The sequence below is a fragment of the Serratia sp. root2 genome (assembly GCF_031931805.1).
GTDB lineage: Bacteria > Pseudomonadota > Gammaproteobacteria > Enterobacterales > Enterobacteriaceae > Serratia > Serratia inhibens.
In genome coordinates this window covers 1,769,794-1,786,132 of sequence record NZ_JAUJXB010000001.1, presented here as the reverse complement: position 1 = coordinate 1,786,132, position 16,339 = coordinate 1,769,794, and the positions used below count along the sequence as shown (strand labels likewise).

Sequence of the window (16,339 nt, the reverse complement as noted above, 5' to 3'; positions counted from 1 at the left end):
TCTCCCTATGAATAAACGTTATAATGCCGCTAAATATTTTTCGACCTGATTCTTTACCTTGCCGACGGTGACGCCATAGATCACCTGAACCTCATTTCGATTTTTCACCACGCCTTTGGCGCCGGTGCTTTTTAATGCGGGTTCGTCAATAAGCTGCATATCTTTTAATTCCACCCGCAGCCGGGTGAAGCAGTTATCGACGGAAACAATATTACTCTTGCCGCCGAGGGCGCGAATAATAATGCCGCTTAATTCGTTCGGCAGGTTTTTGCTATTTTGGTAGTCTTGCTTGGAATAAAGTTTGACCTCATCGTCATCCTCACGCCCCGGGGTTTTTAAGTTGAGTTTCAGCACCAGGGTTTTGAACACCAGGTAATACACGGCGAACTGCACCAGACCAATCACCACATACAGTGGCCAGCGTGTGAGGGCGACCGGCAGCGGCAGGTTATACACCAGGAACTCGATCAGGCCGCTGGCGCCCCAGGGGCGAACCTCGAACAGGTTGCACGCCACCTGCGACAGCGCGGTCAGCACCGCGTGGATCACCCACAGCAGCGGTGAAATAAACAGGAAGGTGAACTCTATCGGTTCGGTAATGCCCACCAGAATAGAGGTGGTGATGGCCGGGATCAGTATGGCCTTGGCCAGCATTTTCTTTTCGGGCCGGGCGGTGCGGTAGAAGGCCAGCGCTGCGCCGGACAGGCCGAAGATGGTCACCATGCCCTGTTGCGAAAAGCGCAACGCGTCGTTCATCAGTGGAGAGATGCCGGGGTCGCGCATATAGGCGAGGAAAATCGCCTGCGAGCCGGACACCGTATGGCCGTCCTGGACTATCGACCCCCCGATGCTGGTGAGCTGAAACGGCGACCAGATAAAGTGGTGCAGCCCGGTGGGGATCAGGAATTTCTCGAAGAAACCGTAGACAAACACGCCGAGCGAGCCGGAGCTTTTCATAAAGCCGGTCAGGGCGATCAGGCCGTGCGAAATGGCCGGCCACAGGTAGCTGAAGCCGACGGCGTAGAGCATAATCACCGGCGTCATGGCGATCAGCACCAGTTTGGAACCGCCATAGACCGAGAACACGCCGTTCAACTCTACGTTGCACAGTTTGTTGTGCACCCAGGCGATGGTGATGCCGAGGATCAGGCCGAGGAAAATGCCCATATCCACCACGGTAAAGCCCAGCAGTTCGGTTTGCCCGGTCCCGTAGTATTCCCCGTTAATTTTCTGCGCGACGTGGCCGCTCAACTGCAAATAAGAGGAGTTGGCACCGAGGAACATAATAAAGCACATCACGGCTACCAGCGCCGCCTCGCTTTTTTTATCCTTTGCCAGACCGTAGGTAATGCCAATACAAAAAATGAGCCCGAGGTTGCCAAACAACGGCCAAAAGGTATCCCCGATCATTTTGCCAATATGAAAGACGCCGGAGTTTTCATTCACCAGCGTGGCGTTGGTAAGAATAGAACTTAATGCCAGAATCAAGCCAATCACCGGCAGAAAAAATATCGGCCCCATCATGGCTTTCGAGAAAGTCTGCAGCTTGCTTAAGATATTATCAATAATACCTTTCATGGCAGTTCCTTTTTTATATTTTAGTGGATAACGACGTTGCTGATAAAACTCCCTGGTGTGGCGAAATTAAAGGATAAGAATGCGGCAACCTCTGCCTTGAATCAGTTATAGGTGGAATAATTAGGCGTTGCAATCGGTTGCCCGAAAAAGGCACCTGTGGTCAGCGGCTGACAACAGGTACCAGGCGTGAGGGCGATCACATCAGGATGTGGACGGCTGTCAGGCTGGAGACGGCTGGCGAGATTGCAAACATCTCGGGAATTAATGATTTCCGTTAATTCTGGTTAAAAATGACCTGTCTCAATATTTGATCCGGATCGGTTCCGCATAATGAAACGCGATATTCTGAGGGCGGATACCATGAATAAACTACTTGATCGCTTTTTTAACTACGTCTCTTTCGACACGCAATCTAAAGCGAACGTCAAACATGTGCCGAGTACCGACGGGCAACTGAAGCTGGCGCGTGCGTTGCAACAGGAAATGATTGAACTGGGGTTTGAACGGGTGTCGCTCAGCGAGCATGGCTGCGTGATGGGGACGTTGCCGGGCAACGTTGCCTGGCCGGTGCCGGCCATTGGTTTTATTTCCCATCTGGATACTTCACCGGAATTTACCAGTAAGCACGTTAACCCGCAGATTGTCGAAAGTTACCGCGGCGGCGATATTGCCCTGGGCATTGGCGATGAAGTGCTGTCGCCGGTGATGTTCCCGATCCTGCACCAAATGCTGGGGCAGACGCTGATCACCGCGGATGGCAAAACACTGCTCGGCGCCGATGACAAAGCGGGCATTGCCGAAATCCTCACCGCCATGGTGCGGTTGCAACAGCGCAACATCCCGCATGGCGATATTCGCGTGGCCTTTACCCCGGACGAAGAAGTGGGCAAAGGTGCGCAGCTGTTTGACGTAGAAGAGTTCAACGCCGAGTGGGCTTATACCGTGGACGGTGGCGGTGTCGGCGAGCTGGAATGCGAAAACTTCAATGCAGCCTCGGTGACAATTAAAATTGTCGGCAACAACGTTCATCCCGGCAGCGCCAAAGGAGTAATGGTTAACGCATTGTCGCTGGCGACCCGCATTCAGCAGGCGCTACCGGCGGATGAAACGCCGGAAACCACCGCCGGCTACCAGGGTTTCTACCACCTCAGCAGCATCAAGGGGAGCGTTGAACGTGCCGAAATGCACTACATCCTGCGTGATTTCGAGCATGAAGGTTTTGAGACGCGCAAACGCCGGATGATCGAAGTGGCACGCCAGGTGGGCAAAGGCCTGCCGCGCGATTGCTATATAGATGTGACGATCGAAGACAGCTATTACAACATGCGCGAGCATGTGGCTGAGCACCCGCATGTGATCGCGCTGGCGCAGCAGGCGATGCGTGATTGCGATATCGAACCGGTAATGAAGCCGATTCGCGGCGGCACCGACGGGGCGCAGCTGTCGTTTCGCGGCCTGCCGTGCCCGAACCTGTTTACCGGCGGCTACAACTTTCACGGCAAGCACGAGTTCGTCTCGCTCGAGGGCATGGAGCAGGCGGTGGCCGTCATCATGCGTATCGCGGCGCTGACGGCCGAGCGCGCCAGAGCGCGTTGATTGCCGTTGTCATAATTGCTTGCCGCAATCACGCTTTGCTCCTAGTGTTTGTGAACCTCTTTTTAGCGCAAGGACCCGCCTTATGAGCACCGAACACCGTATCGACAGCCAAAGCCTTGAGCAATTTGTACAGGCCATTTGGCGCCACGCTGGCAGCACGGATCGGGAGGCTGCGCTGGTGGCTGAGCATCTGGTGCAGGCCAATCTGGCCGGGCATGATTCGCATGGTGTCGGCATGATCCCAAGCTATATGGCGTCGCTGGCGGAAGGGCAGTTGCAGCTTAACGTTCATGCCAAGGTGGTGCGTGACGCCGGCGCGGTGCTGACGATTGACGGCGGCCAGGGGTTTGGCCAGGTGGTGGCCAGTGAAGCGATGGACAAGGGGATCGAACGCGCCCGGCAGTTGGGGCTGGCGGCGGTGGCTTTGCATAATTCCCACCATATCGGCCGCATCGGCCACTGGGCCGAGCAGTGCGCGCGCGCCGGTTTTATCTCCATTCATTTCGTCAACGTGGTAGGTGACCCGATGGTGGCACCGTTCGGCGGCAGCGATCGCCGCTTTGGCACCAACCCGTTTTGCGTGATTTTCCCGCGTGAGGGTAAAAAACCGCTGCTGCTGGACTTCGCCACCAGCGGCATCGCCTACGGCAAAACGCGTGTGGCCTACAACAAAGGCCTGAGCGTGGCACCGGGCTACCTGATTGATCAACAAGGCCGGCCGACCACGGAACCCAGTGTGATGCACGAACAACCTTTCGGATCGCTGCTGCCGTTCGGCGCCCACAAGGGCTATGCGTTGGCTGCCCTGTGCGAAATTCTCGGTGGCGCGCTCTCCGGCGGTCGCACTACCCATAACGCCACGCTGAAATCCGACAGCAGCGCCATTTTCAACTGCATGACCACCATCATCCTTAATCCGGAAGCCTTTGAAGCGCCAGAGATGCAAAGCGAAGCCGAGGCGTTTGTCGACTGGGTCAAGGCTTCGCCGCCAAGCGACGGCAAGCCGATTGAGGTACCGGGCGAATGGGAAGAAGCGAACCGTGAGGCGCGGTTGCAACGGGGGATCCCGATAGACGACAACACCTGGCGGCAGATTTGCGCGGCAGCGAAACAGGTCGGCATGGCGGAAAACGAACTGAACGGCTACCGGGCGCTGGCGTTGCAGGTATAAGCAATGGCCCGCGCCCGTTCACGGGCGGACAAAGGAAGGGATGACGCTCAAGATTCGTAAGATATTTTGTAGGTCTTACCTGTCCGCTCGATACGTGCAAAGCCGAGTTCTCCCAGGTGCATGCCGGCGACAAGCGTTTTGTCCGAGCTGACGACATCCAACAGCTTTGATCGTGTTTCGGCGGCAACCCGCGGATCCTGGTCAAACGCAATGGATACGTCGGGGCGAGCAATCTGGATTTGGGGGAAATGAACGATATCCCCCCAAATCAACAGACTGTGGCCATCGGATTCGAGGCGATAACCGGAATGCCCTGCGGTATGCCCCAGAAGGGGATGCGCACTGATGCCAGGGAGAACTTCATTATCCGTAAACGTGCGAATCCTCTCCCGATACTTATCGAACGCCTTCCGGGCAAACAGAAAGTTGCCGCGAGCGCGCTCACTCGCCCGGCTGAGATTGCTGTCATCCTCCCAGAAAGAGAGCTCATGTTGGTGGACCACCAATTCTGCATCGGGAAAGGCGGCGTCCCCGGACGGGTCCACCAGCCCCCCGACATGATCGGGATGCGCATGAGTCAGAAGAATAGTGTCAATGTCGCAGGGTTGTACGCCGGCAAGTGCAAGATTCGCTTTCAGTTTGCCGCCCCATTGCTTAAATCCCCCGGCACCCGCATCAATCAAGATCGTGCGGCCATGGCCACGAACCAGGTAACAATTGATATGAATAGAAGAGGGATCGTTCGCACCTGCGTCTTGTTGCAACGTTGACGCATCCATCGGATCGATATTGGAGAGCAAATCCAGGCCTGCGGAAAGGTATCCGTCACTGATGGCGGTGATCGAAAACGCCCCAATCTGCCGGCTTGGAAATTTCATGTTATTCATCATCGTACTCCTCACTAATACTGCCTTTCGTCAATTGATTCGTCATCGGCACATAGAGGTGGACGCCCTTCGGAAGCCGTTCCAGACCCTGTTCAAGGGGGCGCCCCAGCTTCGCCAGCCACCGAACTTCAGGGCATTTCTCCAATGCGACAGCCGGCATCCGATAAGGCGTGAGGCCCATTTCGATGAGCGGTTCCGGGCCGACTGCACTCGTCGCCAGGTGTTCGTCTTCACCGATGGCAGGTGCACGGTCGAGGCCACCATAAAGAGTGCGGTGCCAGTCGGTGATGTGTTGCTGCCAGCGCGCGAAATTGCCGCCGCCTTTCTGACGATACTCATCTCCCTGAAGAACATCGAGATTGTCGATCGAATGAAGGGCAAGGTAGACAGGGCAACCGGTGCTCAGCGCCTTGAAACGCTGCGAGGTATGGAACCCGCTTACCGAAATGAGTGCGGGCAGTTTTTCCAGACTATAAAAATCATTCCACTCAGCTTCGCCGGTTGGATCGGCAAAGCTGCATTCGACTGTATAAATCATTAGATCACTCTCGACCGAACGCCTTATTGATGTTAAGTCATGGTAGAGCGCGAAAGGCAGCGAAAAAAACGATTTTTCGGTATGCTTCAGTGACAAAAAATCAAGGTAGGCCGACTGCCGAGGCCTAAATCAGGAACGCTTATGCGCCGGAAGATCCCTAGCAACACTTCACTGATGGCATTCGAGGCAGCCGCACGTCATGGCAGCTTCGCTCGCGCGGCGAATGAACTGTCTCTAACCGAAGGCGCCATCAGCCGTCAGATTGGTCGTCTGGAAGCCTTCCTTGGCGTCACGCTGTTCGAGCGAATCGGAAATCGCGTCCGGCTCCTGCCGAACGGGGAACGCTATGCGACCCAAATCCGTGAGTTGCTTGACCGCCTGGATCGGGACAGTCAATACCTGACAGGGCAGCCGAGCGATGGTGCAAGCCTGGATATTGCTATCATCCCGACTTTCGCGATGCGATGGCTCATTCCGCGCTTGTCACGATTTCAACAGAAGCATCCGAACATCACTGTGCATCTCGCCGAACGCATGGAACCCTTTGTGCTGGCCGGGAGTGGGTTCGATGCTGCAATCCATTTCGAACACCCGGCCTGGACGGGAATGCGGACTCACCCCCTGTTGGATGAGGTGCTGGTTCCGGTTTGCCATCCTGACATTCTGACGGGAGGCGAGGGGACAAGCGCGCTGGACACCTTACCGCGTCTGCACCGACGGCAAAACCCTGAGGCTTGGCAACGCTACTCCCAGGAGACGGGGATCCCTCTGACCCATCCTGCGATGGGGGCACGCTACGATCTCCATGCCATGTTGATCGAAGCGGCATTGGCCGGCCTCGGTGTTGCATTGGTGCCGCGCCTCTACGTTGATACCGAACTTGCGCGAGGAAGGTTGGTCGCGCCGTGGCCAGAGGGGAAAACGATCGCCAAAACCTTTTGCCTCGTTCTCCCAGAGCCGATCGAATTAAGCAGGGAGCCAATACAAGCATTTGCTCAATGGATATTGGACGAAGCCAGGAAAGGAACGAGGGGGAGTCGTAGGAAATGTTTTTATTAACTCGAGTTCAGGAAAATACCGGTATGGATTTTTGCGGTTAAACTTTTAATAAGTACTGAGTATTTCCCCTCGGTGGAGTTCGGTGCCGGGGGCGTGATGAAAAAAAAGCCACCTGCCGAAGCGGGTGGCCCTATCCGACGGTTATCGGGTTTAGTCGTTGAAATACCAGTAACCGCTGTTGATCAACGCGGTGAGTGTGGCCAGGAACGACGGATCGTCGATGGCGTCGCCCAGCATGGCGGCGTTAACGCTGAAGTGCTGACACAGCGCGTCGGCGGCTTGCAGATGTTCGGTATCAATCAGCTCGCCATTCACAAAGCACCGATCGCCAACGCGCAGCACGCGCAGGCCGCCCAGGCGTTGCAAAGGCTCACCCTGTTGCAACAGTTCGTAGATTTCTCCGGCCTGATACGGCGGCTCCGGCGGCGCGGCGTCCAGCTCGTGGCGGGTCTGGGAAATGAATTCGCCGAACCAGTGCTGGAAGTGTTCCGGTTGCTGAACCAGATCCAACATCATCTGGCGCAGGGCGTCGACTTCCTGCGGCAAGATCTGCGCCGGTTGGTCGCGCAACTGAATGTCCGGATCGCTGTAACGTTGGCTGCCCAGCTCGCGTGCCAGCACGTAATCGGCAAAGCCGCTGATCAACTCGCGGCCGTTCGGTGCGCGGAAGCCCACCGAGTAATTGAGCGCATTTTCCAGCGCGTAACCTTCATGCGGGAAGCCCGGCGGGATATACAGAATATCGCCCGGCTCCATTTCTTCGTCGATAATGGCGTCGAAAGGCTCAACCTGCAGCAGATCCGGATGCGGGCAGTGCTGCTTCATCGGCACCTTCTCGCCTACGCGCCACCGGCGACGGCCGGTGCCCTGAATGATAAAGACGTCGTATTGATCGAGGTGCGGGCCAACGCCGCCGCCAGGGACCGAGAATGAAATCATCAGGTCGTCCATCCGCCAGTCCGGCAATTGGCGGAACGGGCGCATCAGTGCGCTGGAAGGCTCATGCCAATGGTCCACCGCCTGTACCAGCAGCGACCAGTTGTTTTCGCTCAGGTGGTCAAAGCTCTCGAAGGGACCGTGCGCAACCTGCCAGCGGCCGTCCTGGTGGCTGACCAGGCGGCTATCCACTTCGTTTTCCATCGCCAGCCCGGCCAGCTCATCCGGGGAGATTGGATCGATAAAGTTTTTGAAGCCGCGCTTCAGAATCACCGGACGCTTTTGCCAGTAACGTTGCAAAAAGTCGTTCCAGTCCAGATCTAATTGATAATCCATGTTCTATTCCAGCAGAAAGGAGTGAGCCTGAGTGCGATTATAACGGAAGTTTGGCCCCGTGGATCGGGGCCGGAACGACAGAATTTATTCGTGATGATGGGAATCGTGCTGCCGGGCGAAGGTGACCTGCATGCGCGCACCGCCGAGCGGGCTGTCGCTGATGCTGATGCTGCCGTCATACTGCTCGATAATCTCCGCCGCAACGGACAATCCCAACCCCTGACCGGGGCGCAGAGTGTCTACGCGCTGGCCCCGCTGGAAGATCAACTCGCGTTTGCTTTCCGGAATGCCCGGCCCGTCGTCGTCGATGACGATGGTGAGGTTTTTTTCGGAGTGGAGTGAGGTAATCTCAACGAACTCCAGGCAGTATTTGCAGGCGTTTTCCAATATGTTGCCCATCACTTCCATAAAGTCGTTCTTTTCCCCCATAAAGGTCACTTCCGGCGAAATATCCAGCGTGATCACCACGCCTTTACGCTGATACACCTTGTTGAGCGCCACGGTCAGGCTATCCAGCAGCGCGGGTACGGAGTGGATCTCACGGGTCAGGACCGTTTGCCCCGAACTGATGCTGGCGCGATGCAGGTAGTAGCCAATCTGCTGCGAGATGCGGCTGATTTGGTCCAGCATGATCGGTTCGACCTCTTCGATGGTGGTCTGTTTACCGGTGCGCAGCGAACGCAACGTGGTTTGCAGCACCGCCAGCGGCGTCTTCAGGCTGTGGGTCAGATCGGACAGCGTGGTGCGGTATTTGGTGTAACGCTGGCGCTCATTGCGCAGCAAAATGTTCAGATTGCGCACCAGACCGCGCAGCTCGCTGGGGGGATTCTCGTCGAGCTGCTCGCGTTCACCGTTCTCCAGCTCGCCGACCTGATTCACCAGCGCCTTGATCGGGCGCAGGCTCCAGTAAGCCGCCAGCCACAACAACGGCACCACCAGCAGCAGGTTGGCCAGCAGCACATAGCTGAACCATTCCCAGACCACGTCCGAGCGCTGCAGCTCCTGCGGGATGGTATCGACCACCACAATGGTCAGCGCAGGCAGCCGCGAGGTTGCCGCGTAGGTGTTGACCGCCACGGAGTGCGTCAGCGCATTTTGGTCGTTGTCGTCATAGTTTTTCAGCTGATCCTGCGCTTTGGGGTTGTTGCCCAGCACTTCGCTACTGATGCGGGTATCGGTATCGATTTCGTAGAAGTCGGATTTCTCCAGCCACTCTTTGTTGATGCGCTTTTCCAGCTCCGGCAACTGGCGCTGGCTCCACAGCAGATTGCCCTTGTCGTCGTAAATAAACACCAGGGTAGGGAAGTTGAGATCGAGGTCGGGCGGAATGGCGATAGTGAGCTTGTTGTCTTTCCATTGCGCCAGGCTGAAGAACAGGTTGCTTTCGCCGCGCAGCAAGCGGAAGGCGGTCTTGTCGAAACTGACGATATAGCCGACCACCGCCACCAGGCCGTAAGACAGCGACAGCGCCAGGATCACCCCGGCGGTCGCCATCAAAAAGCGCGCGCGCAGCGAAAAAGGTTTTTTATCCTTGTTGAACATCATGTTCACTTCGCATCGAAACGATAGCCCTGGCCACGAACCGTGGTGATCACTTCCTGCGGATATTCAGCCTGCAATTTTTTGCGCAGGCGGCCCATCAGCACGTCGATGGTGTGGCTCTCGCGCAGTTCAGCATCCGGATACAGCTGCAGCATCAGTGAGTCTTTGCTGACGACTTTGCCGGCATTGCGGATCAAGGTTTCGATAATGGTGTATTCGAACGCGGTCAGTTTGATTTGCTGTTCCCCGACGCTCAACTCGCGGCGCGACAGATCGATCTGGAATGGCGGCAAGACGATCACCTGGGAAGCCAGGCCGCTGTTACGGCGCATTAACGCCTGCATGCGGGCGATCACTTCTTCCAGGTGGAAGGGTTTGGTGACATAGTCGTCGGCGCCGGCTTCCAGCACCGCCACTTTGTCCTGCCAGCTTTCGCGTGCGGTCAGCACCAAAATGGGCAGTTTCATCTGGTGAGCGCGCCAGCGGCGGATCAGGCTCAGGCCATCTTCGCCCGGCAGGCCGAGATCGACAATCGCGATGTCCGGCGCATGTTCCTGCAGGAAATAGTCGGCTTCCTTGGCATCTTCCGCAGCATCGACCTGATGGCCCATCTCGCGCATCTGTACGGAAAGGTGGTGGCGCAGCAAACCGTTATCTTCAACAACCAATACTCGCATGGCGGACTCCTGTGGCTATGCGGGTGAACATCCTGTCACCCCGCTATAAAAGGTAACACGCTCTTCAGCGTGCGAGGGATAGCGTGCGGCTACCTTACCCATTGATCGTGAATGTTGACGTTATGGTAGGTAGAACCCGCTGTTACCGCAAGAGACGCAGAGCGTTGGCGGGAAATAAGCGCTATCGATTTTATGTTCGCCGTCATTATCGGCAAGGGCTAATAAACGCCGGATAAACAATGGCGGAGCAAAGTTAAACCAAACTTAAACCGACGGGTGTTGAAGGAGCGATCTAAAGCGCGGGTTATTGCGGGATGAAAAGTGACGGGCGCAGAGGGTGCGCCCGGGAATAATTACTGCCGAGTGGGTTTTACCGCGCTGTTTTCACGGATCTCACGAACCTGTTCTGCGGTCACCGCCGGGGCATGATTACCCCAACTGCTGCGCACAAAACTGGCCACCTGGGCGACTTGTTCGTCGCTCAGCCGCCAGCCGAAGTCCGGCATGGTCAGCCCGGTGGGGGCGCTGACGGTCATCGGCGTGCGGGAGCCGTTGAGAATAATGCTGATCAGCGAAGAGGGGTCCTCGCTTAACAGCGCCGGGTTGTGCGCCAACTGCGGGAAGGTATCGCGATAACCCTGACCATCGCTGCGGTGACAGGCGGCGCAGTTATCCAGATAGGCTTGCGCGCCGGGCCGGCTGACATCGCCGCTAAACAGTGCTTTCGCCGTTTTGGCGTCGGCCTGCGGCGGTTTTTGCCGGCTGTCGCCCGGCAGCGATTGCAGGTAGTCGGCGATCGCCTGCAAATCGGCGTCGCTCAGGTGCTGGGTGCTGTCCTGCACGACGTCCACCATCGAGCCAAAAGCGGCAAACCCTGAGTTGTGGCCGGTTTTCAGGAAGCGAGTGATATCTTCCGTTCGCCAATTGCCCAACCCGCTGACCGGGTCTGCGCGCAGATTGGCGGCGTGCCAGCCTTCCAGCGTGCCCCCGCTCAAATAGGCGCTGTCGCTTTGGGTGAGCGCTTTCTCCTGGAAACCGATGCCACGCGGTGTGTGGCAGGTGCCGCAGTGCCCCAGGCCCTGAACCAGATAGGCGCCGCGGTTCCATTCTGCGCTCTGTTTGGCATCCGGCCGGTAACTGCCGTCCTCGCGAAACGCCAGATTCCATAGCGCCAGTGGCCAGCGCATATTCAGCGGCCAGGGAATATCGCTGTCCTTATTTTGCCGTGTTACCGGTTTAACCTGATGGGTGAAGTACAGATAAAGATCGCGCACATCCTCGTCGCTGATTTTGGCAAATGACGGGTAAGGCATGGCCGGATACAGCCGGGTGCCGTCGCGTGCCACGCCTTTGCGCAATGCGTCGCCGAACTCTTGCAGGCTGTATTCGCCGATGCCGGTCCGTTTGTCCGGCGTAATGTTGGTGGAGTAGATGGCGCCGATCGGGGTGGTCATTTTCAGGCCGCCGGCAAAGGGATCGCCGCCGGGGGCGGTATGGCAGGCGGCGCAGTCGCCCGCACGCGCCAGATATTCTCCGTGTCGGATCCTTTGTGCATCGTCGGCCGCCTGTGCCGCACCGGCGCTCAGCATCACCAGCGCTAACAGCGAAGGGGTAAATCCTTTCATATAAGCTCCTTGTGATGCCGTCAGGCCTGAACCAGCGGGCCGGGATTCTTCAGATACTGATTACGGATCGCCTCGGCCGAGTGGTAGGCCAGCGCGCCGACGATGCCGGTAGGGTTGTAGGCCAGGTTCTGCGGGAAGGCGCAGGCGCCGGTGACAAACACGTTTGGCACATCCCAGCACTGCAGATACTTATTCACCACGCTGGTGGCCGGGCTGTCGCCGATAATGGCGCCGCCGGTAGTGTGCGTCGACTGATAAGGCCGCACATCGTAATGGTCACCGGTTTTCTTCACCGACACCGCCATCTGCCCGGGTTTCATGGCGTTGGCGATATCCACCATTTTACCGGTGATGTGCTGCGTCATTTTGATCTCGTTTTGTTTCCAGTCGAAGGTCATGCGCAGCAGCGGCAGGCCGTAAGCGTCCTTGTAGGTCGGGTCCAGATCCAGATAGCAATCGCGGTACGGCATCACCGAGCCTTCGGAGCCGATACTCATCGAGTGCGGGTAGTTATCCTTGATGCCCTGTTTCCAGCCGCTGCCCCAACCGGGAGTACCTGGCGGCAGCATCATTTGCTGGATCGGCCGCCCGCCGGTACGGGTAGCGGAGATATAGGCACCGCCTATAAAGCCCAGATCGGCATGATCGAAGTTTTCACCGTTCAGATCGTCGATCACGGTGCCGGCCGCGCCTGCACCGATAAACGGATTGAAGTGAGTATCCTTGTCGTAAAACAGCGAAATGCCGCTGTTCATCTGGTAGGCGTAATTCTTGCCGACCACACCTTCGCCGGTCACCGGATCGTAAGGTTTGCCGATGCCGGAGAGCAGCAGCAGGCGAACGTTATGCAACTGGAAGGCGCTGAGGATCACCAGATCGGCCGGCTGTTCGATTTCTTGCCCCTGCGCGTTGATATAAGTGACGCCGGTGGCTTTTTTGCCGCCGCTGTCCAGATTCACTTTGATCACCTGCGCCTGGGTGCGCAGCTCAAAGTTTTTACGCTTGGTCAGCACCGGCAGAATGGTGGTTTGCGGTGACGCCTTGGAGTACATAAAGCAACCGAAACGCTCGCAGTAACCGCAGAAATTGCAGGGGCCAAGCTGGACGCCGTAAGTATTGGCGTAGGGTTCTGAGCAGTTGGCAGCGGGAACGGGAAACGGGTGGTAGCCCAGAGACTCGGCGGCCTGGCCAAACAGCGAACCTGAGTAGAGCTGTTTTAGCGCCGGCGTCGGGTATTCGCTGTTGCGCGGTCCTTCGAACGGGTTGCCGCCCTTGATGATATTTCCCTGCAGGTTGCCGGCCTTACCGGCGGTGCCGCACACCTTTTCGAACTTATCGAAGTAGGGTTCCAGCTCCTGATAGCTGAGGGGATAATCCTGCAACGTCATGCCTTCCGGGATCCATTTGGCCCCGTATTTTTCCGTCAGGGTAGTGTGCAGCTTCAGATCGGAAGGCAGTGCGCGCCAGTGCATGCCGTTCCAGTGAACACCGGCGCCACCGACGCCGTTGCCTGGCAGAAATGAACCGAGCTGGCGATAGGGCACCGCGAAGTCGGCCGGGGTGTGGCGCACGGTCACGGTTTCGTTCGCCATTTCCTGCGCCAGTTTCAGGCGGATACCGTAGGTCAGTTCGTCGGCAATGCGCGGGTAGGCGAAGTCCGGATAGGTTTCACGCCGTTCGCCGCGCTCAAGCGCCAGTACGCTCAGACCGCTTTCGGTCAACTCCATTCCCATTATGGCGCCGGTCCAGCCAAACCCGACGATCACCACGTCTACCGGCGGTTTTTTAATTGCGCTCATTTATGCATTCCTTTTGCTTGAGATACTGACCGGGCCGAGAGGATAGGGCTGATTGGGCCGGTTGACCCAATCTGTGTAATCTGCCCGCGCACCGGGGAAGCCGATCAGCTTCCATGAGGCCAACGTCTGGTTGCCGCCGTGAACCGGGTCGGCCAGATACCCCTCTTTGGTGTTGGTCAGCAGTTGATTGAAAAACAGCGCGCCGGGTAGAGCATCGGAATCCAGCCGGCCGTGTTCCAGCGCCGTCAGCAACTGTTCCTGTTCGGCATGGCCGAGATCGGCAAAGACTTTTTGGAATTGCCGCCGGCAATGAGCATTAACCTCGCGAATGCCGGTTCGATAGGTTTCACGTGGCGTCAATTTGGACTGGTAGCCCAACTCTGGCGCGGAAGGCACGAACGGCGGATGCATATACCACAGCCCGCCGTGGCCGTAGGGGGTTTCCATTTGCCGATCGATAAACACCGGCACGTCCTGATCCACCGCGCCGGGGCCGTTCGCATCGCTCGGGATTAGCCGATCGCAGGCTGCCAGCAGAAAACGCCATTCGTCGTTGTTGAAATAAACCGGCACATAGTGGGCAGAGACGCCGGTGGCGGGCGTGGCTTTCGCTTCCAGCGCCAGCATGCTGCTACCCGCAGCGGCCAGCGGGATTAACGCCAGGGACTTTTTTAGAAAATTACGCCGAGGCGGCGTGGGGTTGTGCTGTTGCGACATAATTCCACCTTGAACATGTTTCACAGTAAATGCCCGTGCAGGTAATACGAGCCTGCGCCGCCGCTATCCAGCGGCAGTAAACGGGCAGGGGGCGGGTCTTGAAAATCAGAATTGCCATATAATTAGCTTGCTAACTATATGGTCGTTTAAGTGTAGGACTTGTGCGGCAAATGCAACAATAAATGATCTGTTTCAAAACATTTTATTTACAACGGACTGGGTTTAGAGCGAGCGCCCAACATGCCGCCAAGGAGCAGAAATAAGGTAAAGTGGGGCGGTAAAGCCCCCTTTGACCCGGAGCACCATGAAACACCGCATTGACAGCAGGCAACCTACCTCCCCAGACGCCCTGCAGGCCAGCTTTGCCCGGCATTTGCAACAGGGGATGACGCGCAAGGCGGCGCTGCATCTGACCATCAAACAGCAGGTGACTGCCGGGGAGCTGCAATATCTGGCGAAACTTCCCCCCAGCCGGGTGCTGGCTGCCGGGTTGGGCGTTTCTCGCGATACCGTCGAACTGACCTATGCCCAACTGGAAGCCGAAGGTTACATTGCCCGAGCGGTGGGGCGCGGCAGCTTTGTCAGTTATCAGCGAAGCACCCTGATTGGCCGCGAGCTGTTGGCGGCGGATGATGCCGAAAGCGCACTGCTGGCGGAGCGGGAACTGAGCGCGCATGGTCGCTCGTTGCTGGTGGCCGCCCATGTGCCGCATACCAGCCGCGCCAGTTCACTCACGCCGTCGCTGCCTGACCTGCGGCTGTTCCCGATAGATAGCTGGTTGCAACTGGAAAGGCTGGCGGTTCGGCAGTACGGCGAACGTTTGCTGGGTTATGCCGATCCCCAGGGAGTGGTGGAGCTGAGGGGCGAGATCATTGAGTACCTGCGGCGCGAAAGGGGCGTTAAGGCCAGTGTGGAGCAGGTGATCGTAGTGACCAGTTCCCAACAGGCGTTGTCGCTGTGTACCCAGGTGTTGTTCAATCCTGGCGACAGGGTATTTGTCGAAGAGCCGGGTTATCAGGGGGCTAAAAAGCTGGTGCAGTCCGCGGGGATCATCGCCCAGCCTGTCTCGGTCGATCAAGACGGAATGGATATCGATGCATTAATTGACGCGCGCCATCGCGGGCGGGGCGTGTATGTCACGCCATCTCATCACTATCCGTTGGGGCACTCGCTCAGCATCGACAGAAGATTAAAACTGCTGGAATGGGCGCAGCGGCACAAGGGCTGGATTATTGAAGATGATTACGATTCCGAATTCAATTATGACGGGCTGACCAGGGCCTCGTTACAAGGGCTGGATAAAAACCAACGCACGTTGTATATCGGCACCTACAGCAAAACCCTGTTTCCGGGGCTGCGCATTGGTTTTATCATCGTTCCGCCACAGTTAATCACACCGATGGTGGCTGCCAAACAATTCCAGGATGGTTATACCTCTGCGTTGCCGCAAATGACCCTGTTCCGCTTTTTAAATGGCGATTTTTATGCCGAACACTTAAGGAATATGCGCAAGCTGTATAAGGCCAGGCTCGATATTCTGCATGCGGCGGTCCATCAACATCTTGCTGCCTGGACCCGGCCGCCGCTGCCGCAGGGCGGGCTGCAATTGGTCTGCCCGCTGGCGGATGCGGCTACCGAGCGGCGTTTGATTCAGGCCGCCGCCGCGCAGGGAATGAAGGTCTATGGGCTGGCGGATTTTTACACCGGCCAACCTCGGGAAGGGGCGCTGGTGTTTGGCTTCTCGGCCTACACACCGGATGAAATCGTAAAATTCATCAAAAAATTATCCTCTATTTTCAGCGCACTGCCGCAGGCCGATTAAGGGCGTTTATGTCGTCCAAATTGGTCTGCTCGCTGTTGTTAATTGGTCTGTATTCA

General features: G+C 57.2%; 13 protein-coding genes. 4 read left to right on the top strand and 9 right to left on the bottom strand.

The window, feature by feature from the left end; all coding sequences use genetic code 11:
• Positions 1-18 precede the first annotated feature (18 nt).
• On the bottom strand, positions 19-1,578 hold the full coding sequence (locus QZQ97_RS08055) for a PTS transporter subunit EIIC (RefSeq protein WP_311993022.1): 1,560 nt from the start codon (positions 1,576-1,578) through the stop codon (positions 19-21).
• A 360-nt stretch (positions 1,579-1,938) separates the two neighbouring features.
• Here QZQ97_RS08055 and pepT point away from each other — a divergent pair, with 360 nt between their 5' ends.
• On the top strand, positions 1,939-3,174 hold the full coding sequence (gene pepT, locus QZQ97_RS08050; protein ID WP_311993021.1) for a peptidase T: 1,236 nt from the start codon (positions 1,939-1,941) through the stop codon (positions 3,172-3,174).
• A gap of 82 nt (positions 3,175-3,256) precedes the next feature.
• On the top strand, positions 3,257-4,345 hold the full coding sequence (locus QZQ97_RS08045) for a malate/lactate/ureidoglycolate dehydrogenase (RefSeq protein ID WP_311993020.1): 1,089 nt from the start codon (positions 3,257-3,259) through the stop codon (positions 4,343-4,345).
• Positions 4,346-4,392: 47 nt separating this feature from the next.
• Here QZQ97_RS08045 and QZQ97_RS08040 read toward each other — a convergent pair whose 3' ends face one another.
• Both QZQ97_RS08040 and QZQ97_RS08035 read right to left on the bottom strand, forming a co-directional pair.
• Complete coding sequence (locus tag QZQ97_RS08040) at positions 4,393-5,232, bottom strand: MBL fold metallo-hydrolase (RefSeq protein ID WP_311993895.1); 840 nt, start codon at positions 5,230-5,232, stop codon at positions 4,393-4,395.
• The gene (locus QZQ97_RS08035; RefSeq protein ID WP_311993019.1) at positions 5,225-5,770 is read right to left on the bottom strand and encodes a sugar ABC transporter; all 546 of its coding nucleotides are present in this window, start codon (positions 5,768-5,770) and stop codon (positions 5,225-5,227) included. The genes QZQ97_RS08040 and QZQ97_RS08035 overlap by 8 nt, the downstream gene beginning before the upstream one ends.
• 141 nt (positions 5,771-5,911) lie before the next feature.
• Here QZQ97_RS08035 and QZQ97_RS08030 point away from each other — a divergent pair, with 141 nt between their 5' ends.
• The gene (locus QZQ97_RS08030) at positions 5,912-6,829 is read left to right on the top strand and encodes a LysR substrate-binding domain-containing protein (RefSeq protein ID WP_311993018.1); all 918 of its coding nucleotides are present in this window, start codon (positions 5,912-5,914) and stop codon (positions 6,827-6,829) included.
• 150 nt (positions 6,830-6,979) lie between these two features.
• Here the strand turns inward: QZQ97_RS08030 and QZQ97_RS08025 are convergent, their stop codons facing one another.
• The 6 genes from QZQ97_RS08025 to QZQ97_RS08000 form a co-directional block, all read right to left on the bottom strand.
• A complete protein-coding gene (locus QZQ97_RS08025; RefSeq protein WP_122288614.1) occupies positions 6,980-8,101 on the bottom strand; it encodes a ribosomal protein uL16 3-hydroxylase in 1,122 nt (373 codons plus the stop codon).
• An 84-nt stretch (positions 8,102-8,185) separates the two neighbouring features.
• On the bottom strand, positions 8,186-9,643 hold the full coding sequence (gene phoQ / locus QZQ97_RS08020) for a two-component system sensor histidine kinase PhoQ (protein ID WP_311993894.1): 1,458 nt from the start codon (positions 9,641-9,643) through the stop codon (positions 8,186-8,188).
• 5 nt (positions 9,644-9,648) lie between these two features.
• Positions 9,649-10,320 (bottom strand): two-component system response regulator PhoP, encoded by a 672-nt coding sequence (gene phoP, locus QZQ97_RS08015; RefSeq protein WP_004943295.1) that lies wholly within the window; start codon positions 10,318-10,320, stop codon positions 9,649-9,651.
• Positions 10,321-10,673: 353 nt separating this feature from the next.
• Positions 10,674-11,945, bottom strand: a complete 1,272-nt coding sequence (locus QZQ97_RS08010; protein ID WP_311993017.1) for a c-type cytochrome — start codon at positions 11,943-11,945, stop codon at positions 10,674-10,676.
• A gap of 20 nt (positions 11,946-11,965) precedes the next feature.
• A complete protein-coding gene (locus QZQ97_RS08005) occupies positions 11,966-13,744 on the bottom strand; it encodes a GMC family oxidoreductase (protein ID WP_311993016.1) in 1,779 nt (592 codons plus the stop codon).
• Entirely contained in the window at positions 13,745-14,461 is a 717-nt protein-coding gene (locus tag QZQ97_RS08000) for a gluconate 2-dehydrogenase subunit 3 family protein (RefSeq protein WP_311993015.1), read from the bottom strand.
• Positions 14,462-14,765: 304 nt separating this feature from the next.
• Between QZQ97_RS08000 and pdxR the strand changes: the two genes are divergently transcribed.
• Positions 14,766-16,283, top strand: coding sequence for a MocR-like pyridoxine biosynthesis transcription factor PdxR (pdxR, locus tag QZQ97_RS07995; protein ID WP_311993014.1), 1,518 nt, complete (start codon positions 14,766-14,768; stop codon positions 16,281-16,283).
• Positions 16,284-16,339 lie beyond the last annotated feature (56 nt).